Origin of the sequence: Jeotgalibacillus proteolyticus, assembly GCF_050107735.1 — a bacterium.
Taxonomy (GTDB): domain Bacteria; phylum Bacillota; class Bacilli; order Bacillales; family Jeotgalibacillaceae; genus Jeotgalibacillus; species Jeotgalibacillus proteolyticus_A.
Genome location: NZ_JBNILO010000001.1, coordinates 475,205 through 497,969, shown reverse-complemented (window position 1 = coordinate 497,969; position 22,765 = coordinate 475,205). Strand labels below are relative to the sequence as shown.

Annotated in this window: 21 protein-coding genes; 3 read left to right on the top strand and 18 right to left on the bottom strand. The window is 42.4% G+C overall.

What is annotated here, in order from left to right; translation table 11 throughout:
• Positions 1–208 precede the first annotated feature (208 nt).
• Positions 209–1,000: a SurA N-terminal domain-containing protein gene (locus ACQCT8_RS02550; protein ID WP_426868155.1), complete on the bottom strand. Its 792-nt coding sequence runs from the start codon at positions 998–1,000 to the stop codon at positions 209–211.
• A 281-nt stretch (positions 1,001–1,281) separates the two neighbouring features.
• On the opposite strand from ACQCT8_RS02550, the gene ACQCT8_RS02545 reads away from it, so the two are divergent.
• On the top strand, positions 1,282–1,869 hold the full coding sequence (locus ACQCT8_RS02545; protein WP_426868153.1) for a biotin transporter BioY: 588 nt from the start codon (positions 1,282–1,284) through the stop codon (positions 1,867–1,869).
• A 202-nt stretch (positions 1,870–2,071) separates the two neighbouring features.
• On the opposite strand, the gene ACQCT8_RS02540 is transcribed toward ACQCT8_RS02545, so the two are convergent.
• The 5 genes from ACQCT8_RS02540 to hprK are packed head-to-tail and all read right to left on the bottom strand — an operon-like array spanning position 2,072 to position 5,992.
• Positions 2,072–2,596, bottom strand: a complete 525-nt coding sequence (locus ACQCT8_RS02540; protein WP_426868151.1) for an acyltransferase — start codon at positions 2,594–2,596, stop codon at positions 2,072–2,074.
• Positions 2,593–3,246 (bottom strand): pyrophosphatase PpaX, encoded by a 654-nt coding sequence (ppaX, locus tag ACQCT8_RS02535; RefSeq protein WP_426868149.1) that lies wholly within the window; start codon positions 3,244–3,246, stop codon positions 2,593–2,595. Before ppaX ends, ACQCT8_RS02540 begins: the two co-directional genes overlap by 4 nt.
• Positions 3,230–4,186 carry a nucleoside recognition domain-containing protein gene (locus ACQCT8_RS02530; RefSeq protein WP_426868147.1) on the bottom strand — a complete coding sequence of 319 codons (957 nt, stop codon included), beginning with the start codon at positions 4,184–4,186 and terminating at the stop codon, positions 3,230–3,232. Before ACQCT8_RS02530 ends, ppaX begins: the two co-directional genes overlap by 17 nt.
• Positions 4,187–4,198: 12 nt before the next feature.
• Positions 4,199–5,029, bottom strand: a complete 831-nt coding sequence (lgt, locus tag ACQCT8_RS02525) for a prolipoprotein diacylglyceryl transferase (protein ID WP_426868145.1) — start codon at positions 5,027–5,029, stop codon at positions 4,199–4,201.
• 27 nt (positions 5,030–5,056) lie between these two features.
• The gene (gene hprK / locus ACQCT8_RS02520) at positions 5,057–5,992 is read right to left on the bottom strand and encodes an HPr(Ser) kinase/phosphatase (RefSeq protein ID WP_426868143.1); all 936 of its coding nucleotides are present in this window, start codon (positions 5,990–5,992) and stop codon (positions 5,057–5,059) included.
• A gap of 168 nt (positions 5,993–6,160) precedes the next feature.
• Here hprK and ACQCT8_RS02515 point away from each other — a divergent pair, with 168 nt between their 5' ends.
• Positions 6,161–6,850, top strand: coding sequence for an N-acetylmuramoyl-L-alanine amidase (locus tag ACQCT8_RS02515; protein ID WP_426868141.1), 690 nt, complete (start codon positions 6,161–6,163; stop codon positions 6,848–6,850).
• Positions 6,851–6,991: 141 nt separating this feature from the next.
• Here ACQCT8_RS02515 and ACQCT8_RS02510 read toward each other — a convergent pair whose 3' ends face one another.
• From ACQCT8_RS02510 to ACQCT8_RS02470, 9 genes are all read right to left on the bottom strand, one after another.
• The gene (locus tag ACQCT8_RS02510; RefSeq protein WP_426868139.1) at positions 6,992–7,252 is read right to left on the bottom strand and encodes a hypothetical protein; all 261 of its coding nucleotides are present in this window, start codon (positions 7,250–7,252) and stop codon (positions 6,992–6,994) included.
• 206 nt (positions 7,253–7,458) lie between these two features.
• Entirely contained in the window at positions 7,459–8,694 is a 1,236-nt protein-coding gene (locus tag ACQCT8_RS02505) for a DUF4097 family beta strand repeat-containing protein (protein WP_426868137.1), read from the bottom strand.
• A 264-nt stretch (positions 8,695–8,958) separates the two neighbouring features.
• Positions 8,959–11,841 carry an excinuclease ABC subunit UvrA gene (gene uvrA / locus ACQCT8_RS02500; protein ID WP_426868135.1) on the bottom strand — a complete coding sequence of 961 codons (2,883 nt, stop codon included), beginning with the start codon at positions 11,839–11,841 and terminating at the stop codon, positions 8,959–8,961.
• A 6-nt stretch (positions 11,842–11,847) separates the two neighbouring features.
• Positions 11,848–13,830: an excinuclease ABC subunit UvrB gene (gene uvrB, locus ACQCT8_RS02495; RefSeq protein ID WP_278240333.1), complete on the bottom strand. Its 1,983-nt coding sequence runs from the start codon at positions 13,828–13,830 to the stop codon at positions 11,848–11,850.
• A gap of 277 nt (positions 13,831–14,107) precedes the next feature.
• Positions 14,108–14,353 carry a CsbA family protein gene (locus tag ACQCT8_RS02490; RefSeq protein WP_278240332.1) on the bottom strand — a complete coding sequence of 82 codons (246 nt, stop codon included), beginning with the start codon at positions 14,351–14,353 and terminating at the stop codon, positions 14,108–14,110.
• 37 nt (positions 14,354–14,390) lie between these two features.
• Positions 14,391–15,029 carry an HD domain-containing protein gene (locus ACQCT8_RS02485; protein WP_426868132.1) on the bottom strand — a complete coding sequence of 213 codons (639 nt, stop codon included), beginning with the start codon at positions 15,027–15,029 and terminating at the stop codon, positions 14,391–14,393.
• 147 nt (positions 15,030–15,176) lie between these two features.
• Positions 15,177–16,370, bottom strand: a complete 1,194-nt coding sequence (locus ACQCT8_RS02480) for a PDZ domain-containing protein (RefSeq protein ID WP_426868130.1) — start codon at positions 16,368–16,370, stop codon at positions 15,177–15,179.
• A gap of 145 nt (positions 16,371–16,515) precedes the next feature.
• Positions 16,516–17,943 (bottom strand): S41 family peptidase, encoded by a 1,428-nt coding sequence (locus tag ACQCT8_RS02475; RefSeq protein WP_426868128.1) that lies wholly within the window; start codon positions 17,941–17,943, stop codon positions 16,516–16,518.
• 74 nt (positions 17,944–18,017) lie between these two features.
• Positions 18,018–18,584 carry a TlpA family protein disulfide reductase gene (locus ACQCT8_RS02470; protein WP_426868126.1) on the bottom strand — a complete coding sequence of 189 codons (567 nt, stop codon included), beginning with the start codon at positions 18,582–18,584 and terminating at the stop codon, positions 18,018–18,020.
• Positions 18,585–19,064: 480 nt separating this feature from the next.
• Between ACQCT8_RS02470 and ACQCT8_RS02465 the strand changes: the two genes are divergently transcribed.
• The gene (locus ACQCT8_RS02465) at positions 19,065–19,262 is read left to right on the top strand and encodes a hypothetical protein (protein WP_426868125.1); all 198 of its coding nucleotides are present in this window, start codon (positions 19,065–19,067) and stop codon (positions 19,260–19,262) included.
• A gap of 213 nt (positions 19,263–19,475) precedes the next feature.
• On the opposite strand, the gene ACQCT8_RS02460 is transcribed toward ACQCT8_RS02465, so the two are convergent.
• Genes ACQCT8_RS02460 through ftsE form a run of 3 tightly spaced genes read right to left on the bottom strand, consistent with a single transcriptional unit; the run spans position 19,476 to position 22,521 of the window.
• On the bottom strand, positions 19,476–20,915 hold the full coding sequence (locus ACQCT8_RS02460) for a murein hydrolase activator EnvC family protein (protein ID WP_426868123.1): 1,440 nt from the start codon (positions 20,913–20,915) through the stop codon (positions 19,476–19,478).
• 45 nt (positions 20,916–20,960) lie between these two features.
• Entirely contained in the window at positions 20,961–21,845 is an 885-nt protein-coding gene (gene ftsX, locus ACQCT8_RS02455; protein ID WP_426868121.1) for a permease-like cell division protein FtsX, read from the bottom strand.
• Positions 21,835–22,521 (bottom strand): cell division ATP-binding protein FtsE, encoded by a 687-nt coding sequence (gene ftsE / locus ACQCT8_RS02450; protein WP_426868118.1) that lies wholly within the window; start codon positions 22,519–22,521, stop codon positions 21,835–21,837. The genes ftsX and ftsE overlap by 11 nt, the downstream gene beginning before the upstream one ends.
• Between the last annotated feature and the right edge of the window lie 244 nt (positions 22,522–22,765).

Here is a 22,765-nt window from a genome sequence, read left to right as displayed (position 1 = left end):
ATGTGGTAGTAAAATAAAGATATTTAGTAGTGTACTAATTATGAGGACTCTCGTCAAGGGAATTGAGTGGTTGTTTTGTTAAACGGCCAGACTGATTTCAATTCATCCTCAAACATGAATTTGGGTATAAAAAAACCGTCATGACTTCCCATAAAATGGTGGTCATGACGGCTCATCTAATTATTCGTACTAAAAAAAGGTAAGGAGTTTAGATTAACAGCTCAATTTCCGCTGCTTCTTTTAATTCTTCTACATGCGCAGTAAGTGGTTCCTGCTGTTTTTGCTGCATAAGTGATGTTCTGATGTTTTCACTTACTTCTTCAAGTTCCGGCATTTCCTGACCGGCAGCTTCGTATTGCTCTGCTTGAGAGTCATACGCTTCCTGAATTTCTTCATCAGTAGGTTCCTCTACTGGAACAGCCTGCTCAATATATTTGTCGAACTTGATGGATTCAGCGATTTGGTCGCGAAGAGCATCGACTTCCATTCCTTGTTCTTCAAGGACTTCATTCAACCCTTCTTCTCCACCAAATTGCTCTTGAAACGCAGTAAGTTCTTCGTCAATTTCTTCTTCTGAAGCTGTAACTTCTTCTTCATCTGCTTTTTGAAGAATTAAAACCTGGTTCACAAGAGTGTCAAGCGTTTGAGTTTTAATTTGCTCAGATGCTTCTTCGCTTGTTGGGTCCTGACCCATTTGAGACATTTGACCCTGAATCTGTGTTAAAGCAGCATTATAATCTTCACCTGTAATTTCTTCGTCATTAACAGTAGCAACAACTTCATCTGCTTCTACTTGCTGTTCATCTAATTTTGCCTGCATTTCTTCAGCAGCAGCTTGCTGTTCTTCCTGAGAAGCTTCATCTTGTGAAGCACCTTCTTCTTGCTGTTCTGTTTCTTCTTCAGGTGCATCAGCTGTATTTTCTTCGTCGTCACTGCACGCCGCTAACCCTAATGCTAACGCTCCAGCTGCGAATGGAAGCAATATTTTTTTAAAATCCATACTCATAAAACCCCTTCCGGAAGTGTGATTCTCATTATTTCTAAGCCTAAAATGCATTGTAACGGACATTGAAGAAAAGATAAACCCAAAACGCTTAAAGAATGTTAATTGACATACAATTGTCACTTTTTTAATTTTATTTTTAAAAAAAGGAATATTTCAGCTGACGGCTTATAAATTTATTCGATCTCGATATTAGTTAACCTAAAAAATTTTAAGTTGACTTAAAATCAGTCCCATTATTATAATTGCTGTAGTACATAAAAAAAGGAGTAGATATTATGGTTAAATCTCCACTGCATGGCATGGTGCTGGCTTCACTTTTTGCTGCTCTGATGGCAATTGGAGCGAATATTACATCGATCGTTCCAATCCTGGTTATCGGAAGTATTCCGCTCACCCTCCAAACGGTAGTATGTATTCTTTCCGGATTATTATTAGGAAAGAAATGGGGGCCGGTTGCCATGATCATTTACTTATTAATCGGTTTGGCCGGTATGCCCGTCTTTGCTCAATGGTCTGGCGGCGTCCGCACACTTATCAGTCCAACATTTGGATTTATTCTATCTTATATCGCCGTAGCGTGGTTCAGCGGTTTAATTACAGAAAAAAAGAAAACCTATTTACTATTATTAACTGCTGCTTTTTTGGGAACAGCGATTAATTATGCAATAGGTACGAGCTGGATGTATATGGCTTATAAGCTTTGGTTTGCGGCTCCTGAAGGGTTTACGTATGCCATGGCCTGGATTTGGATGCTGCCATTTGTACCGAAAGACCTCATTTTAGCTGGAATTGCAGCCCTTGTGTCCATGAAGGTGCTTCAGGCATTTCCTCAGACCCGGACGAGAAAACGGGCTGCTGCGTGAGCCGTCGATTTTGCAGTTTGAAAAGAGCTTGAGACAAAAGTGTCTCAAGCTCTTTGACCGGTTCACTTCGCTTCAGGCAGACGCTTTCCGCAGGGACGGCGCTGAGTCTTTCCAGGGCCTTTCTCTGCATAGTCTCAGCTTGCCGCCTTATCCTGCACGCCGCCCTCTGCTTCGCTCAACTCATACTAATAATGCCTCATTTTCAACTTTCCAACTGATCGCCAGGAACCTTGCTCTGTTCCGTTTCCTTTAAGCGGATCATCTGCATCGGATTGCCCCCTACAAAAGCTCCTGCAGGAACATCTTTATGAACGAGCGTGCTCGCAGATACGATCGCACCGTCCCCAATACGCACTCCAGGCAAAATCGTCGTATTTGCCCCAATCAGCACTTCATCTCCGATTTCTACATTTCCAAGCCGGTATTCCTTGATTAGATACTCATGGGCAAGAATAGTGGTGTTATAGCCTATTACACTGTTTTTACCGACAGATATTTTTTCCGGAAACATTACATCGAGCATTACCATAAGTGCAAAAGAGGTTTGGGGCCCAACTTTAACACCTAAAAATGTACGGTAAAGCCAATTTTTCATCCCCAGAAAAGGTGTGTAGCGGGCCAGCTGAATGACAATAAAATTTCGCATGACCTTCCAAAAGGGAATGGTTTTATAAATATGCCATAAAGAATTTGCACCGGAGACTGGATACCGTTCTGTGCGTCTCATTTTTTGGGCTCCGGAATGATGGATAGCAAATCGGTCATCGATTCAAGCATCCAATCCGGTTGATAGGAAAGCAAATAATCTCTGCCTTTTGCAGACCAGGCAACACCTGCAGTTCTTGTTCCTGCATTTTTGCCCCCTTCAATATCGTGATGATTGTCACCAACCATGAGGCTTCTTTCTGCAGAGGAACCGAGCTTTTGTAGTGCAAGCAGGAGGGGTTCCGGATCTGGTTTCGCATTTTCAACATCATCCAGACCGACGACCACATCAAAAAAATGATCCAGTTTCATCAGTTTTAATCCCTTGATCACCACATCATTACGTTTGGTTGAGACAATCGCCATTTTAATTCCACGATCGGATAGCGTCTGAATCGTTTCTTCGACCCCTTCAAATCCGGTAACCAGCACATCATGCTGCTCCAGGTTAAATGCACGATAGAAATCTACCATTTCCTCCACTTTTTCCGGATTTACTTTCTGAAAGGATTCAACGAGCGGCGGCCCCATAAATGGCAGCACATCCTCCCGCTTATACTGATTTGGAAAATAATGATCCATTACGTGAAGGAAGGAAGAAATAATCAATTCATTTGTATCAATTAAGGTTCCGTCCAAATCAAACAGGACCGTATCAATTGGTTTGTTCATAATTCAGTTTCCTTTCCCGTGCAGTTTCATTCCGCTTCCACACATATGCAACAATCATCGTCAGCAGAATCGCTGTCGTAATCCGGATGAACAGCAGCGGCAGCACAGGGATGCCAAGCGGAATAAAAATGAGTGTATCTTCTACCACTGCATGACAGGCGACCAGAAAAATAAAGGCAAGTGTTGCATCTTTTTTGCTGACGCCATCTTCCTGTACGGCCTTAATCATCACGCCGGCTCCATAGGCTAAACCAATCGTTAAGCCTGCCACCAATGTCATGGACGTATTTTCCTTCATTCCAAGTCCTCTGGTTACAGGAGACATCCATCTTGAAAATACATCAAGCCATTTTAAATCTCTCATGATTTGAATGACAATCATGAGCGGAATCACAATGATCGCCAGCTGCAAGACACCAAAAGCAGCTTTTTCGAGTGCCATAAAGACAATGGATCCCCATCCGCTCACTTCTGCTCCAGCTTGTGCAGGCACCATTCCATACTGTGCGATTTCCTGACCCCCGCTCCAGACAAGGTTAATGACAATAGCGGAGACAAAAGCTAAACCTAAACGCACGACAAGCACGACCCACAGCTTCACGCCGACTTTTAATGCCACGCCTGTTTCAATCAGCAGATTATGAGAAAACGAGAGCATAACCGCAATAATAAATACCTCTTTCACGGTCATTTCGAGAGTCAAAATACCGGCAATTCCGGCATATAAGTTCAGAAAATTTCCTAGCACCAATGGAACTGCTGCTTCCCCGCTTAAACCAAACAAGCCCATAAAAGGTGCAATCAATTCAGTAATCCATGGCAGGACCGGGGTATATTGCAGCAGCATGACAATAAAAGTGACCGGGAAAATAATCTTCCCGAGCGTCCAGGTTGTTTGCAGCCCGGCTTTTAACCCGTCCACGAAGGTTTGTTTCGTCAATCTGATCCCCACCTAGTTGTTTCGTTTATCATTGTACCGTGTCTTCACGCCTTTTTTTCTTCGGTAAATCATAATGGCAATCGCCACAATAATTAAAACAACAGACAGCAGCTGTGCCACACGAATTGTCTCTGTCAGCATCAGACTGTCGGTTCTAAGCCCCTCCACAAACGCACGTCCGATCGAATACCAGATCACATACGTCAGGAAGATTTCGCCTCTTCGCGGATTTATTTTTCGCAGAAGCAGCAATAAAATCAGCCCCGCAAGATTCCATAAGGACTCATATAAAAAGGTCGGATGATAGTAAGCAAACGTTCCATCGATATTAATATACATCTGATCAATGATCCAGTCGGGAATAAAAAGGCTCTCTAAAAACGAGCGGGAGACTTCGCCGCCGTGAGCTTCCTGGTTGATAAAATTCCCCCAGCGTCCGAGCATCTGGCCTAAAATAATACTTGGTGCTGCAATATCAACAATTTTCCAAAAGGATAGACCTTTTATTCTCGCATAAATCACACCTGTCGCAACTGAACCAATCAGAGCACCATGGATGGCTATTCCGCCATTCCAAATTTGGATAATGGCCCCTGGATTTTGCGAGTAAAAATCCCACTGAAAAATCACATAATAAATACGTGCAGAGATAATGGCAATAGGCACTGCCCATATCAATAAATCGGCAAACATGTCCTTTGGCATCCCCAAACGGTCCGCTTCACGGTTTGCCAGAATATATCCTAATATAATTCCTGTCCCGATAATTAATCCATACCATGCGATATTTACTTCCCCAAAACTGATCGCAATTGGATCAATCGGCTGTATAGCTGCTAGCATATTCTTTCCCCTTTCAAATGGCTTCTCTTAAATATCATCATGATCCCCGTCCACAATTACATCCGCTAGACGATTTGAAAATTGTTCTGCTGCATTGACGCCCATCCGCTTTAAACGGAAATTCATTGCGGCCACTTCAATAATGACAGCTAAATTTCGTCCGGGTCGAACAGGAAGCGTAATTTTTGTGACTTCGGTGTCAATTATTTTCATTTTTTCCTCATCCAGGCCGAGACGGTCATACTGCTTATTTTTGTCCCAGATTTCCAGGTCAATAACGAGCGTTACCCTCTTATAGCTCCTGACTGCACCCGCTCCAAAAAGCGTCATAACATTAATAATTCCAAGTCCCCTGATTTCAAGCAAATGCTCGATTAATTCAGGCGAGGTACCAATCAGTGTGTCCGTATCTTCCTGTCTGATTTCCACACTGTCATCAGCGACAAGACGGTGTCCTCTTTTTACCAATTCCAGTGCAGTTTCACTTTTACCGACACCACTTTTACCGGTTATTAGAACCCCCACACCATAGATGTCTACTAAAACACCATGCAAAGCAGTAGTAGGAGCCAGCTTGCTTTCAAGAAAATTTGTGAGTCTGCTTGAAAAACGGGTTGTTTTAACCGGCGTTCTCATGACTGGAACCTGATTTTGAATAGATGCTTCAATTAATTCACCCGGAACTTTTATGTCTCTGGATAAAATGATGCCAGGCGTATTATCTGTACACATCTGAGACATCCGGTCCATTCGCTCGTCCTTAGACAAAAGCTCATAAAAAGACATTTCCGTTCGTCCCAAGAGTTGAATACGCTCTGCAGGATAATAGGAAAAATAACCCGCCATTTCAAGACCCGGCCGTGAAATATCACTCGTGATAATCGGCCGGTGTATGCCCTCTTCCCCGCTTACCAGTTCTAATTTAAATTGATCGATAATATCTTTCGTCGTAACCTTTGCCACGAATGAAGCCTCCTTCTTAATTTCCTCTATGTATTTCCTCCGTCACCCATACTTTCTATTGTAGCACTTTGGAAATTGATTCACTATATTTGTTCTTTCAAAGAATGGCTGAAGGGTGTCTAATTTTATACCGGCAAGCAATCTTACAAGTAAAAGGGAGGAATGAGCATGACACTAATCGCGATTGATGCAGGCCACGGCTATGAAACACCTGGTAAAAGAAGTCCGGATGGAATGAAGGAATATGAATTTAACCGGGCAGTCGCTAATGAATGTATTCATCAGCTTGAAAAGGCTTCTGTCAGGACGCTTCAAACTTACAGTGATCACCGGGACGTTCCATTGTCTGAGCGAACCGCAAAAGCAAATAACGGGAAAGCAGACTATTTTATTTCGATTCACGCCAATGCTTTCGGAAATGGACAGTGGAATGATGTTCACGGAATTGAAACTTTTATTCACACCGTAAAAGGTCAGTCCGCCTATCCGCTTGCAAGTAAAATCCACTCAGATCTTATAGTCAAAACGGGGAGAAAAAACAGAGGTTTAAAGAAAGCAGATTTTCATGTATTAAGAGAATCTCATATGCCGGCATTGCTGCTTGAATGCGGGTTTATGACAAATCGTGAGGAAAAGGCGCTTCTTGCTTCAACAGCCTACAGGACATTATGCGGAAAGCAAATTGCCGCCTCCATCCTGTCTTTTTTACCCAAACCTCATACCTCCCCGGCAAAGGATTCTTCATTGTATCGCGTACAGGCAGGTGTGTTTTCATCAAGAGAACGAGCAGAGCAGCAAGTAAAAAAATTAAAGAAAGCAGGCTTTGAAGCAGCAATCGGAACCATTCCATCACAGTAACAATCAGAAACCCCCAGCGATTTTCGCCGGGGGTTTTTCAGGCAGTCTTTAGTTTTTTCGTTATTTGTAAAGTAAACTAGTGGCCGCGGCCAAATCAAAAAGGATTATTATTCCCCCTCAATTTTGCGCTGCTGTTTATTTTTAGCCATTTTCTGAAGCAGTCTTTTTATTGCCTGACGAGAACCTCATCTTTAACCCAATGCCAATGGCAGCGAGTGCAATCAGACCTCCAATGATCCCAGTGCCAAAGAAGAAAATATATAAAATCCATTTAAAAAATGCCATCATTTCCACATCAATTATGTAAAATCCTAAAAGCGAAAATAAGACACTAATTCCTAAAAATGTGGCTCCAATGGCACTTAAGCCAAACCACGTTGTTCGATTAATAATCTTTTCCATGCTCGTCACCTGCTTTTTCTTTTTAGTTTCCCCTAACATACTGTTACTATCACTATACCAACAAAGCCGGTTGTGGAAACATATAGAAAGAAAAATGTTTCCACAGTGCCGCACAAAAAACGCAGCACATCAAAATAAGTTGGGGGACTTATTTCAATGGGCTGCGCAAATATATAGGGTGATTCTGGTCACCTGTATTGGATTGCTTACTCCTCTGAGGCCGGTTCCGCTTCTTTTTTCACTTCATAAGGCTTTACACTGACCGCGCCTGTTTTAGCATCAGCAAACAGATAAAGCTTAGAACCATCATTTTTTTCACGAGTAAAATGCAGCTTTCTTTGCATTAATTCCTCGCGTTCTTCCACATGGTCCATTTCACGGTGATTAATATCGAAGCGACCAAAATTTGATTTTAATGTACCGTCAAGACTCGCATCATTCGGAACAAAAAGATTGATCGAGCCTGCCAGCGTTTTTGCTTCAATTTTACGGGCGGAAGTGCTGGATGTTCTGCATATAATATTGCCGTTAAGCGACTGCACATCCATCTCATCCACTGCCCCTTCAATCGAAACTTTTCCATTTACACTTTCTGCATCAATTAAATCTGCCCGCGTGTTCTTTACCTCTATGCCGCCGTTAGCTGTTTCCAGCTCTCCACGTTCAATCAGCATATTCGCAAGCTCAATTTTGCCGTTGGCTGTTTTCACTTTTATTTTGTTTACATTGGCAGAGTCGCCATGAAACTTCCCGTTAAATAAACGGATGTCCCAGCGGTCATAACTGTTGCGGGGAACATAAATAACAGTATCAAGCTTAATCATTTTCAAATCAGAAATAAAACGCAGCTTCTTATATTGAGCATTAAATACTACTGATTCCCGAATTTGATTTTTCGCTTTTGCTTCATCATCTGACCGGTAAACTTTTACATCGCATTCTGCTTTAACATAATTCTCATCCCATGGCTTTATCTCAACTTTGCCGTTTGCCACACTGATTTCAATATCCTGCAGCTCGTTTTCCTGCACTTCAAATTGATGTCTGAATTCAAGTGAAGGACCCATATTAAATTCTAAGTCCATTCCCTTTACTTTTTCAAAGGCATTTTGAACAAAATCCATTATACGGTCTGTTGACTGGCTGCTGCTGTCATTTCTGGTTTGTCTTCCGGAATTCGTCTGAAAGATATCCTCTAAATTAAAAGGGAATTCCTTCTTTTTAGGGCGGTCCTTATATGAATCCTTTGAAGATGAACCAGTCTGTCCGGTCGTTGAGTGGCTGCTAGTCGTGTGAGATGATGAAGTTGACGAAGCGGCACTTGAACTGCTTTGTGAGGAATTCGGCTGTTTCTCAAGCGCTTCAAGCAAAGTCAGCGCTTCAGTGGCAGTGATCGTTCCCTTTTCTACCATATTTAAAATTCGTTTTCGTTCGTTTTCCATTGCTTTGACACGCTCCTTAAAATGAAATGATTGTTTCAATTCTTTTGAACGTTCCTAGTCTTATTACGTGTAAAACCCATAAAAGTTTCATTTGGATTTTCTACCATTAAGCATACCAAACCCAGCTCTAATCTCACCGGTCTGCAGACTGAGATTCACTTGCTCTTTAGCCATATACTCTTAGAGGTATTGCAAAAAAGGAACTGTTCCACCGGCTCTTATGTGCATGACATGACAAGCAGTGTATAACAGTTCCTTTTTCTCTTAAGAGCTTGTAACCGGTTCTCCCGTTCTTTCTGCCATCCGCTTCGCCATGCGTTGGCGCTCCCGTTCAAGAACAGGTCCCAAATACTTCCCGGTATAAGATCCTTTTACTTTGACAATATCTTCAGGTTTACCTGATGCAACGATCGTACCTCCCCGATCTCCTCCTTCAGGTCCGAGATCAATAATCCAGTCAGATGCTTTAATGACATCCAGATTATGCTCAATAACAAGAACCGTATCTCCGTTATCCACCAGGCGCTGCAGCACATCAAGCAGACGGGAAATGTCATCTACATGAAGACCTGTTGTCGGTTCATCCAGTATATATAGAGAACGGCCGGTTGAACGTCTGTGAAGCTCAGAAGCCAGCTTCACCCGCTGCGCTTCTCCCCCTGACAATGTAGTGGCAGGCTGACCCAGCCGCACATAGCCAAGCCCGACATCAACAATGGTCTGAAGCTTTCTGCTGATCTTCGGAATGTTTTCAAAGAAGGACAAACCGTCTTCTACGGTCATTTCCAGTACATCAGAAATATTTTTGCCTTTATATTTTACTTCCAGCGTCTCCCGATTATACCGTTTCCCATGACAAACCTCACATGGAACGTATACATCAGGCAGAAAGTGCATTTCTATTTTTATAATGCCGTCTCCTCTGCAGGCTTCACAGCGGCCGCCTTTAACATTGAAGCTAAATCGGCCTTTTTTATACCCTCGCACCTTCGCTTCATTAGTGGTCGCGTACACATCACGAATATCATCAAACACCCCGGTATAAGTGGCAGGGTTTGAACGCGGTGTTCTTCCAATCGGCGACTGATTAATATCAATCACTTTATCCAGCTGGTCAATCCCCTTAATGGCTTTATGCTCACCAGGTTTTGTTTTCGCTTTATGCAGCTTTTGAGCAAGCGCTTTGTGAAGAATGCCGTTAATAAGCGTACTTTTCCCAGAGCCTGAAACACCTGTTACAGAGGTAAAAACACCTAATGGTATATTGACCTTTGCGTTTTTCAGATTATTTTCTTTCGCACCGCTGATTTCAAGCTTTCTTCCGTCTCCTTTACGGCGTTCAAGAGGGAGAGGGATAAATTTTTCTCCGGACAAATATTTTCCGGTAAGAGAGTCCTTGCTTTTCATCACTTCTTCAGGAGTTCCTGCAGCTACAATCTCGCCTCCGTGGACACCTGCTCCCGGTCCTACATCGATCAAATAATCTGCTGCCATCATTGTGTCTTCGTCATGCTCAACGACGATCAGGGTATTGCCGATATCCCGCATGTTTTTCAAGGTTTCAATCAGCCGGTCATTGTCGCGCTGATGAAGACCAATTGATGGTTCATCCAAAATGTACAGAACGCCCGTCAGCTGCGAACCAATTTGAGTAGCCAGCCGGATTCGCTGTGCTTCCCCGCCGGAAAGCGTTCCTGCTGCCCGGCTGAGCGTTAAATAATCAAGCCCCACATTAATCAGGAAGGATAGCCGTTCGTTAATTTCTCTAAGAATCAGTCTTGCAATTTGAGTTTCTTTTTCAGTCAGTGAAAGCTCATTAAAAAATTGTCTGGCTTCTTCTATTGAATAAGCCGTTACCTGGCCAATGTGAAGCTCATTAATTTTAACCGCAAGGCTTTCTTTTTTCAGACGATGGCCTCCACACGATGGACAATCCTGCTGACCCATATATTTTTGCATCTGTTCACGAATGTATTCAGAGCTTGTTTCACGGTAGCGCCGTTCTACATTGCGCAAAACACCTTCAAATTGAATGGTATTTTCACGAACCTGACCAAAATCATTTGTGTAGCGAAAATATATTTTATCTTTTCCAGAACCGTAAAGAACTTTGTCCAGTTTCTTTTTCGGGATATCCTTAACCGGTATATCCATGTTGATATCATAATGCTTGCATACTGCTTCAAGCATAGAAGGATAGTATTGAGAGCTTGTCGGTTCCCAGGGTGCAATGGCATGTTCTTTCAGTGAACGTGTGCGATCGGGAATCACAAGGTCCAAATCCACTTCAAGCTTAGCACCTAAGCCATCGCACTCCCCGCAAGCGCCAAAAGGAGAATTAAATGAAAACATCCGCGGCTCCAGTTCATCAATTGAAAATCCGCAAACCGGGCAGGCATGGTGCTCGTTGAATTTAATTTCCTCGTGCTCCATGACATCAATAATGACGTTGCCTTCGGCTAATCTCAAGGCACTTTCAAGTGAATCTGCAAGGCGGGATTCAGCGCCTTCTTTTACAACGATCCGGTCGACCACAACTTCGATTGAATGCTTTTTATTTTTATCAAGCTCAATCTCATCTCCGATATCGGCCATTTCACCGTTAACCCGAATACGAACATACCCCTGCTTTTTAATATCTTCCAACACCTTGACGTGCGTGCCTTTCCGCCCTGACACGATCGGTGCAAGCACCTGCAGACGGGTGCGCTCAGGATACTCATAAATTCGGTCTACCATTTGTTCCACTGTCTGTGAAGTAATTTCAATTCCATGCTCCGGACAAACAGGACGTCCTACCCGGGCAAACAAAAGACGCAGATAATCATAAATCTCAGTCACTGTCCCAACCGTTGACCGGGGGTTTTTGCTTGTTGTCTTCTGATCTATGGATATCGCAGGAGAAAGTCCTTCAATTGCATCTACATCCGGCTTATCCATTTGACCAAGAAATTGTCTGGCATAGGCCGAAAGTGATTCTACATAACGCCGCTGTCCTTCAGCGTAAATGGTATCAAAAGCAAGCGAAGATTTGCCTGAGCCGGAAAGACCGGTCATGACAACAAGCTTATCTCTTGGGATGGTGACGTCAATATTTTTTAAATTGTGGGCTCTAGCACCCTGAATGATGATTTGATCTTTTGCCATATAGGGTCATCCTTCCGCTTTTAACTCCAATACCAGATCGCGAAGCTCTGCAGCACGCTCAAAATCAAGCGCTCTTGCTGCTTCTTTCATTTCTATCTCCATTGATTCAATTACTTTAGCCCGTTCTGGTTTGGATAGCTTTTTCATTTTTGAAGCAGGTGAAACGTATTCTTCAGATTCTTCCGCTGCATGCGTAGCGCGTATAACATCCCTAATTTTCTTATCGATCGTAACAGGCGTAATGTTATGCGCCTCGTTATAAGCAATCTGCTTTTCCCGTCTCCGTGATGTTTCATCGAGAGCCCGCTGCATGGAGTCTGTAATTTTGTTGGCATACATGATGACATGTCCGTTTGAATTACGCGCGGCACGTCCAATCGTTTGAATAAGTGATCGATCCGAACGTAAAAAGCCTTCTTTATCGGCATCCAAAATGGTAATGAGAGATACTTCCGGAATATCAAGTCCCTCTCTAAGCAGGTTAATTCCCACTAATACATCATACTTGCCTAATCGGAGATCTCTTATAATTTCGATCCGCTCAAGCGTTTTAATTTCAGAATGCAGATATTGAACTTTAATGCCAATCTCTTTTAAATAATCCGTTAAGTCCTCTGACATTTTCTTCGTCAAAGTTGTAATCAGCGTTCGCTCATTTTTCTTAATTCTTTCCTGTATTTCTCCAATAAGATCATCAATTTGGCCTTCGATCGGCCGAACTTCGATTGTCGGATCAAGCAGCCCCGTCGGACGAATGATCTGTTCCACCATTTCCGGTGTATGCTCAAGTTCGTAAGGACCAGGTGTTGCCGAAACAAAGACTGCCTGATTTACAAGATTCTCAAACTCATCAAATTTTAACGGACGGTTATCAAGCGCCGAAGGAAGTCTGAAGCCGTGATCCACCAGCACTTTTTTACGCGCCTGGTCACCATTGTACATCCCACGCACCTGCGGAAGAGTCACATGGGACTCATCGACGACCAGAAGAAAATCCTTCGGAAAATAATCGATCAGGGTATAGGGTGTAGCGCCTGCTTCACGCAGAGTCAAATGCCTTGAATAATTCTCAATTCCGGAACAAAAGCCCATCTCATTCATCATTTCAAGATCATAGCGTGTACGCTGCTCCAAGCGCTGGGCTTCAAGAAGTTTATCTTCTTCTTTAAGTACTTTCAGCTGTTCTTCTAATTCTTCTTCTATATTTAAAATGGCTTTTTTCATTTTTTCTTCGCGGGTAACGAAGTGGGAAGCCGGGAAAATGGCCACATGATCCCTGTCGCCCAAAATTTCACCGGTTAGTGCATCCACCATTCTGATCCGGTCAATTTCATCACCAAAAAATTCTATTCTGATGCAGTGCTCATCATTTTTAGCAGGGAAAATCTCGACGACATCCCCGCGAACACGAAACGTCCCTCGTGTAAAGGCAATATCGTTGCGTTCATATTGTATGTCCACCATTTTCCGAAGGAGCTGATTCCGTTCAATCTCCATTCCCTTTCTGAGAGAAACAACAAGCTCACTGTACTCTTCCGGCGAACCTAAACCGTATATACAGGATACACTGGCTATGATAATAACATCATCCCGTTCAAACAAGGAAGACGTAGCAGAGTGTCTGAGCTTATCAATTTCATCGTTTATGCTTGCATCTTTTTCTATAAATGTATCGGTCTGCGGCACATAGGCTTCAGGCTGATAATAGTCATAATAGCTGACAAAATATTCAACTGCATTGTTGGGGAAAAATTCTTTAAACTCACTGTAGAGCTGCCCAGCGAGTGTTTTATTGTGCGCAATCACAAGGGTCGGCTTTTTCACTTCCTGAATGACATTGGACATCGTAAACGTTTTTCCGGTTCCAGTCGCCCCGAGCAAGGTTTGATGTTTTTTGCCTTCTTTAATACCCTCAACTATTTTTTTAATGGCCGTAGGCTGATCACCGCCAGGCTCATAATGCGACTGAAGATCAAACTCCTGCTTCATGAATATGCCTCCCTTTTCCGAACAAGTCCTTCTTCTCTATTCATACCCTTTATCCTAGAACGAAACAGGGTAAACCGTCAAAATTATCGACTCAACTCACATCTCATTTTATTTTATCACACAGCTAAACGAAAAAGATAGCAAAAAGGGAACGTATATTCGTATGTATATTTTGGATGGTTGGCTGTGGTGATATAACGATGTAAAGGACTAAAGGGGCCAGGCCCCTTTAGTCCTTTACATCATCAACGGACAAATCCATAAGAAAAACGCGCCGTCAGGAGACGCCGCGCATTTTTTCGTTATTGTGCTTCATATATTTGTTTACAAACCAGAGGCCGAGGGTCAGGGAGGCTGCGTCTACGATAATGACGATCCAGCTGCCGACATAGCCCTTGTAGGATGAAGCTGCGATAAGAGCAATTGTAAGAATCATGGCGATGGTCCGGCTGAAGGTCACTCTGGTGAAAAGAATCACCAGAAGGGCAGGGGCGAAGAGTGCAAGCAATAGTTTGGTTCCCATGTCAATCACCTCATTCTATGATTCCATCTTACGCAACTCAGTCTCCATCTGCAATAAGGCTTTGGGTGATTTTGCTTAATTCGCTTTGCGGAATGAATTTCTCTGCCAGCATGTCCGGCAGAACATTGTCCAAAAAGAATTTCACACAGTCCATCTCATTGAATTTTACAATGGTTGTGAGAGCCTCCTGATAAATTTCAAGAAAAATAGGTTCAGGATTTCCTTTTTGAATTTCTCCAAATGACTCATATAATAAATCAATTTTATCCGCTACTGATAATATATTGCCCTCAAGAGAGCCGTCTTTTCCTTCTTTGAAGCGCTCGAGATAAATGTCCTGAAAGGCTGCAGGGAATTCCTGCGTGACAAATTTGTGGGTCATTTCTTCTTCCACTTCACTGAACAGACGGTTTAATTCTGAAGATGCATATTTAACAGGTGTTTTAATGTCTCCTGTAAAAATTTCAGGATAATCATGGTTCAGTGCTTTTTCGTAAAGAGATTTCCAGTTAAGTTTTTTTCCGTGATATTCTTCCACAGTACCAAGAAACTGAGCAATTTTTGTCACTTTAAAAGAGTGCGCCGCCACAGTGTGTTCATTATACAGAAATTTGCCGGGGCAGCGGTATAATTTTTCCATATCTGATAAGCTTTTAAAGTAATGATGGATACCCACGTAATCCTCTCCTGCTATGATGGTATGTAGCTTATCTTAGCACCCGCTGCAGCCCTGAACAAGCTGCAGCAGGTGATTTACTGAAAGTTAATATTGTTGGCTGCGTTAGATTATTAGTAGAGGATTTGAAAAATCACTGCAGTCCTCTCAGGCTGAGTCTGAGGAGAGACTACGCAGTGGATCTTCCACCATAATGATGCCCAGCTGATGATGCTGCCCTTCGTGAAGAGCCCTCTGAACAAAGCGGATCTGCCCCTGATGATCCAGGACCTCGAGTTTGCAATGAGCACGGTTTTTCTGAAGCGCTGCATAAAGATCACGCTCATCCCGCACGAGCATTCCATTTAGTTTGTGAATAATTTCCCCGCGTTTCAAGCCCATTTTCTCAGCCGGGGTGCCCGGAATAATATCGACTACCATGACTCCCTTTTCTTTGTTAGTAAAATAATAGCCTGAATGCCTGCAAATGGAACGGGTCCGCAATGCTAAGAAAATCCTTCCAGAAAATGCGACCGCAAAAGCGGCAATGTATAAATACGGAGCCCAAAATCCGGCGACTCCCAAAACAGTGACAAGCGCACTCAGCCACAAAACTTCCTTTGAGGCCTGTTTAATAATTTGTTCCGGTAAATCATGTACGATGGTTAATTGAAAGCCAAGGATAAATGGGACGGCAAAAACCGCCCAGGAAGATCCATTGTAAGTGAAAACGGGCCACCACCCGCCTGCTGCTTCCAGACTCCCTGCTGGAACCAGGAAAAATAATGGCACGAACCATATCCGCTTTGTAAAAAAAGCTCCTGCCTTTAATCCTCTTGGAGTACGCACCGTGCGCGGGGAAGTTTTTGCGCTTGCATTCCAGCGAATAAGCAATCCCTCTGCAAGAAGCAAAAGCCCCATCACGATACTGGTTAATCCAATAGCTTCCAAACCTTCGGGCAGTTCAAACGGTACCCATTCAGGTAAAGCGGGATTAAATACATATAGGGCGTACAATGCAGCCGCTGCTGCCGGCATAAAAAGAGCAGATGAAAGTAATCTGAATTGCCAGCTTGCGATAATAAGAATCATAAGAGCGGAAACTGTATAAATCCATATAAGCGGCACTTCTACACCCGCTGCAAGGGTAATCGCCGATAAAACCAGTCCAATCGGAATACCCAATCCGGCAAAGCTCTTTAATTCCAGCCATGAGGGCAAAAGACTGACTCTCAAATCGTTTCTTTCCCGCTTCACTCTCAGCACTCCTGCAATAAGTGCGGTGAGAATAGCTATGTAAAGAACGGGATTTATAAGTCCTATTAATGCTCCTGTGCCAATTTCCTGCATCCAGTCGTTCATTTTTTAGAGCCCAACCTTTCTTCTTCCATTCATTTTTCGTCCTAATGTAAATAAAAGAACCATTTAGTATCAAATGGTCCTTCTGGAAGGAAGATTCTGATAATCCTATTGTACCAAAACCAAGATCACTCTTGCATGAGAAATTTTACTCGTTCTCACTCAGGAATTCTATAGCCGATTGAAGCTGATGATCATGCTTCGGATTTTCCTTATAGGTTTGAATTGCCTTATCCAGCTCTGCCAATGTTGCTGTATTCGCTTCACCGTTTTGTTTCAGACCGGCTGATTTTTGAAAAGCAGTAAGAGCTTTTTCCGTGCTTCCGCTAAAATAGCCGTCAGTGCGGTCCACTTCATACCCTAGTCCATTTAAAATATTTTGAAGAACAGAAATTTTTTCATCATTCATGCCTTTTTTCAGTACTACGGCTGATTGCAGCGGCACTAACTCAAACACTGCAGGCTGAGACACCTCAAGAGTAGGCTGTATGCCTTCTTTGTGAATCCACTTTTTATTAGGAGTCAGCCATTTGGACATCGTCAGCTTCATTTGGCTGCCATCCCCCAGATCATACGATTGCTGAACAGTGCCTTTTCCAAATGTTTTTTCACCAATCAACGGATAGCCTTCTACTTCCTGCATGCCTGCCGCTAAAATTTCAGCTGCTGAAGCACTTCCCCCGTCAATTAATGTAGCAATCGGGTATTCCTTTTTCTCCTCAAGTACAGAACTTAAGGGTTCACGTTCTCCATTTCGTTCTTCTATATACATAAAAGGTTTTTTATTGGTAACAAATTCATCCAGCACCTCATGCACACTGGATAAAAGTCCCCCCGGGTTTCCTCTTACATCTAAAATCAAACCATTAATGCCTTCACTTTCGAGCTTCGTCAGTTCCGTTTTTAAATCTTCGGCTGTTCCCTTAGCAAACGTAGTAATTTCAAGATAGCCGATTTGGCTGCTTCCGAGCTTAAAACGTTTGCTATGTACTGTTTCCACCGGAATCTCATCACGGGTTACAGTAATATCCAGATTTTTTGCAGCATCTCCTCTTTCTACTCCTATTACGACTTTGCTTCCCTTAGGACCCCGGATTTTGGCTGTTACTTCGTATAGCGTTAACGACTGGATGCTTTCTCCATCGATGGATTTAATTTTGTCATTCGGCTTCAAGCCGGCCTGTTCTGCAGGAGACCCTTTAAAGCGGTCTACAATGATAAAGTCCTCCCCTTCTTTTGATACTTCTGCTCCAATCCCTGAAAAGGACGAATCCAGTGATTGCTCGAATTGTTTGGATGTCTCGCGGTCCATATAGACCGAATAAGGATCCCCCAGTGAAGCCACCATCCCCTGAATAGCTCCATCCAGCAATTTTGCCTCATCCACTTTCTCAACATAGCTCTTCTTAATTAACTCCTGTGCTTTTTCCAGCTTTGCAAGTGTTTCAGCAACCTCTGTTTCATTTGCCTGCTGAACCGGACCTTTCTTTAATACCAGATGCTCGACAGCAAAAAACAGAGCAGCTCCCAACGCCATACACACAACGATCAGGAGAAGCTTATTATACTTTTTCAAGCGCTTCATCTCCCCTCAAAAAATCATTTCCCCTTACTGTATGACGAGGCCGCCGAGGATAGAAGGACAACCCGTTACGGTTCAACCAATTCGATAAGTTCCTCTTTTGTTACAGGACCCATCAACTTTTTCATAATTCCACCATCTTTATTCACGATAAATGTAGTTGGAATAGTGAGGATCTGATAGTTCCTTTGTGTTTCTCCATCCAAATCAAGCAGGATGGGAAACGACATTAAATTCGCTTTTACAAAATGTTTAACAGACTCTTCCCCATGGTCTTCTTTTGATAAGTTCACACCCAAAAGAACAACATCCGGATTTTCTTTTACATACTCAGCATAAAATGCTTCAAGCTCGGGGATTTCTTCATGGCAGGGCGGACACCAGGTTGTCCAAAAATTAACTACAACCGTTTTTCCGCGTAAGTCAGATAATTTGATCGTTTCTCCCTGTAGATCTTGCAGCGAAAAATCAGGTGCTGCCGCTGGAGAGACCGTTGTTTCAACTGGTTCATTTGTGACCGCCACGTACCTCTCAAATCCTGGTTCATTCATCATCCCTCCGCTAGTGAGTAATAAATAAAACCCGAAGCCTCCCATAATAAACGCCCATGTTCCAGATTGAATCCACCTTCTCAACCTCCTGCCTCCTTTTTGATTGAGCCGTGTTGATAGGAGTATACGTGCGAAAAAGAAAAATAGAGATGAAAAATGAAGTTAGGGTGTTTTTAAAATCCGGATAAGTTTTAAGCATGTAGGAGGAGTGGTTGGAGTACGGCTTTAAGTACTGAATACAGTTTAAATATTTAATGCGGGAAAATTTTATTCCAGAGCGGCGTTAAGGGTCTTTGGTAAGAATTAAGCATAGGTTCGCAGTCAACAGTATTTCTCTTTAAAAGGTCAAAGGTTAATGTATCTAAAAAGAAAAAGAGGCTGGGACAAAACTGAAAAAAGGGAGTGCGAAGAGTAAGGTGTGACTCCTATTTACTAAAAAAATGTTGGTTGTAGTAAAAGTTTTTATATTTTGTTTAAATTTATAATAATTAGAGAATAACCTACTAACTGAGTGCGATAAAAGTAGAGTATTGAGCTGAGGAAATATGAGGAGGATGAGATTAAATGTATCCTAGATGGAGGCTTACAATGTTTGCCGGGATTATGGTCATTGTATTAACAATTGGCCAGATCATCACCGATACTCTGAATGCTGGTTATATCGTTGGGTTGTTTTTAGGGTTCGTGCTTATGGCATTCTTAAACTTTATTCTGATAAAAACTAATGTGATCGGCAGTGGTAAAGAAAAGAATAGTTCATAATTACCTACATAAATTACTCTCTATTCGCCAATCTTTTCTCGCAGACAGTTGAGGCCGGTATACGGAGGGTAGTTTAATAGCGTACATTTCTCCATTTAAAATTTAAATAATCACATCACAGGTCATTAACAGGCTTAACTACTTATCGGATGAGAAATGGTCGTATAAATCTATAAAACAAAAGACCGCCAAATTTGGCGGTCTTTTACATGATTAGAATGAGATATATTTACGTGGATTTACTGCATTTGATTTAGATGCATTCCAGCTGCCTTCGTGAAGTTCGAAGTGAAGGTGAGAACCGAATGAATAACCTGTGTTCCCCATGCCTCCAATATACTGGCCTTTTTCAAGATATTGTCCGTTTGATACCCCAATACTGCTTAAGTGAGCGTAAACAGTTGTGAACGTTTTGCCATTGATGCTATGAGTAACAATAACCATTTGTCCATAACCGCCGTTTTCACCGCTGCTTGCTTTTACCACATATCCGCTCGCTGCAGATACAATGGAAGTGCCTTGTGGAGCTGCAACATCGATTCCGTAATGAATACGAGGTTTTCCGTTAAGGATATCGTATCCGAATTCAGATGTAGTACGTCCAAATGCTGGTGTTGTCCATGCTCCTGCACTTGTTGCAGGCTTTGGAGCAGGCTTAGCAGCAGGTGCTGGCGTCGATGCTGGTGTTGATTGTGAAGATTGAGATGGTGCTGTGCTTGTTTGAGAAGCAGATGCTTCTTCCTGAGCTGCTGCCTCTGCTGCTGCCCGTTCTGCTGCTGCTTTTTCTTCAGCAGCTGCTTCAGCCGCTGCCGCTTCACGCTGGCGTTTTTCTTCTGCCTGACGCTCTAATTCTTTCTGGCGTGCAAGTTCTGCTAAACGCTCTTGTTCAGCTACAATGCTGTCAGCAACTTCTGATTCAAGCTCTTTTAATTCGCTGTCTTTATCTTCAAGGTTTGATTTTTCTTTTTCAAGACTTGCCTGCTGTGCTTCTAGTTCAGCCACGAGTCCTTTTTTATCTTCTTTTTGAGCAGAAAGACTTGATTTCAGCCCGTCCAACTCTGCTTTTTTACTTTCAAGTGAAGCAAGCTCATCTTTTACTTCTGCTTCTTTTTTCTCTAGTGCTTCCTGATCACTGCGTTGTTCTTCCATAATTTGACGGTCAGCATCTACTAATGTATTAACTGCTGAGAACCGGTCAATGAAATCACTGAAGCTCTCTGCTCCAAGAAGAACATCCATATAGCTTACATCGCCGCCGCTGATTTGAATTGCACGTGCACGCTCTTCCAGCAATGCTGTACGCTCAGCAATTTTTTTCTTTAATACTTCAATTTCTTCGCGAAGCTCTTCAATATGAGCGTTTGTATCCTCGATTTCACTGCTGACCTTTTCAATCGCATTATTGGTTTCTGAAATTTCAGCATCCAGTTCTTTTATCTGTGCAGTAATTTCTTCTTGCTTCGAGATTACTTTTTCTATGTTTTTATTTTTAGAAGAAATTTCCCCGCCTACTTCTTCTCTTTCCTGCTGAATATCATTTTGCTTATTTTTTAAATCATCCATTGATTCTGCAGAAGCTGTTCCGCCAAATGCCGGAATACTTCCCGCTATAAGTGCTGCTGTAATTGACAAGCTTAGAAATGACTTTTTCACAATATGTTCTCCCTCCAACTTTACCCTCTATTTTTATATTTGCTCTTAAACTTTTAAAAACTTTCGGACAGACATAAAGCTTCCCCACATGCCAATGACTACACCCATTAATAGAATAAGAGCGTTTATTTGATAGATAAATGGTGTAAACTCTAGTATCTGGATAAATGAATTTTCCAACCGTGGCTCCATGAATTCATACACATTATAGTAAAGGACTGAAACGACTGCGATCGGGAGGATGGCGCCGATGATTCCAAGCCAGATTCCTTCAAGCAGGAAGGGAAATCTTACAAACCAATTTGAAGCCCCTACAAGTTTCATAATCTCTATTTCTCTTCTTCTTGCTACAATCGTAATTTTGATGGTGTTGGATATTAAGAACATTGCTGTAAACAGCAGACCGAATATCAGAACCGCTCCAACGTTACGGCTGATTTCAAGTGTTTCAAAAAGCTGATCGATTTTGTCCTCCCCATATTCGACAGCTGCTATATTTTCAATGGTGGTAATTTGACTCGCCAGCCGTTCTGTCTGCCGGGGGTCAGTTGCTTTAACAATGAATTTATCCCGAAGCGGGTTGTTTTGTTCAAATAAAGCCATTTCATCGCCAAAGCTGTCTATTAAGCTGGATAATTCTTCTTCTTTTGACGAGTAGGTAACAGATTCAACACCTGAGAGCTCCGTTATTTGATCTTCAAGCGCGCTCACAGATACTTCATCAGCATCAATCTCTATATAAACGTTCATTTCAACGTCGTTTTCAATATCAGTTGCAGCTTTATTCATATTTAGCATTAAGGCTGTGAATACTCCAACAAGTAATAGCGTAACGGTGACGGCACTGACGGATGCGAATGTCATCCAGCCATTTCGGATGAGGCTTTTAAAGCTTTCCCTGAAATGTCTTGAAATTGTTCTAGCCTTCATAACCATACTCCCCTCGCTGCTCGTCACGAACGATCAAACCATTTTCGATCGCAATAACCCGGTGACGAATCGTGTTGACAATTTCACGGTTATGAGTAGCCATGATGATGGTCGTGCCTCTTGCATTAATTTCTTCAAAAAGATTCATAATCTCCCATGACGTTTCCGGATCTAGATTACCAGTCGGCTCATCTGCAATCATAATTTTTGGCTGATTTGCAATTGAGCGTGCAATTGATATTCGCTGTTGTTCTCCTCCGGAAAGCTCATCGGGCATCATTCTGGCTTTATGCTTCAACCCTACCAGGTCAAGGACTTCCATCGCTCTCTTTTTAATTGTTTTAGGATGTTCTTCTATGACTTCTAAAGCAAAAACAATATTTTCATAAACGGTCAGCTGGTTTAGCAGTTTAAAATCCTGGAAGACTACACCGATGTTTCGACGCAAGTAGGGAACACGCTTAGCTTTTAATGTCGCAATGTCGACATCATTTATTAAAATTGTTCCTTTAGTAGGCTTTTCTTCCCGGTACATCATTTTAATGAAAGTTGTTTTACCAGCACCACTAGGTCCAACGACATATACAAATTCACCTTGCTGAATGTTTACATCAAAGCCGTTCGCAGCCATGATCCCGTTGGAATACTTCTTATAAACCTGTTTCATTTGAATCATATGTATACTCACCTAATCTTTAGATTTGGATCTTGCTGTTTTCACAGAGGTGTAAGTTGGCAGGCTATTTACCTAGTAAATTTAATTACGGATAGGAGAATTGAGCCAATGTCAAAATACGGAGGATACACTCGATTTTTCGCTACAAGAGTAGTATAACGATTTTAAACCTGTTTGTTAACGTTTTTTATATTACATTTATGTTTCTTCTCTGCAACAAAAAAACAATCTTTTTCCAATTTAG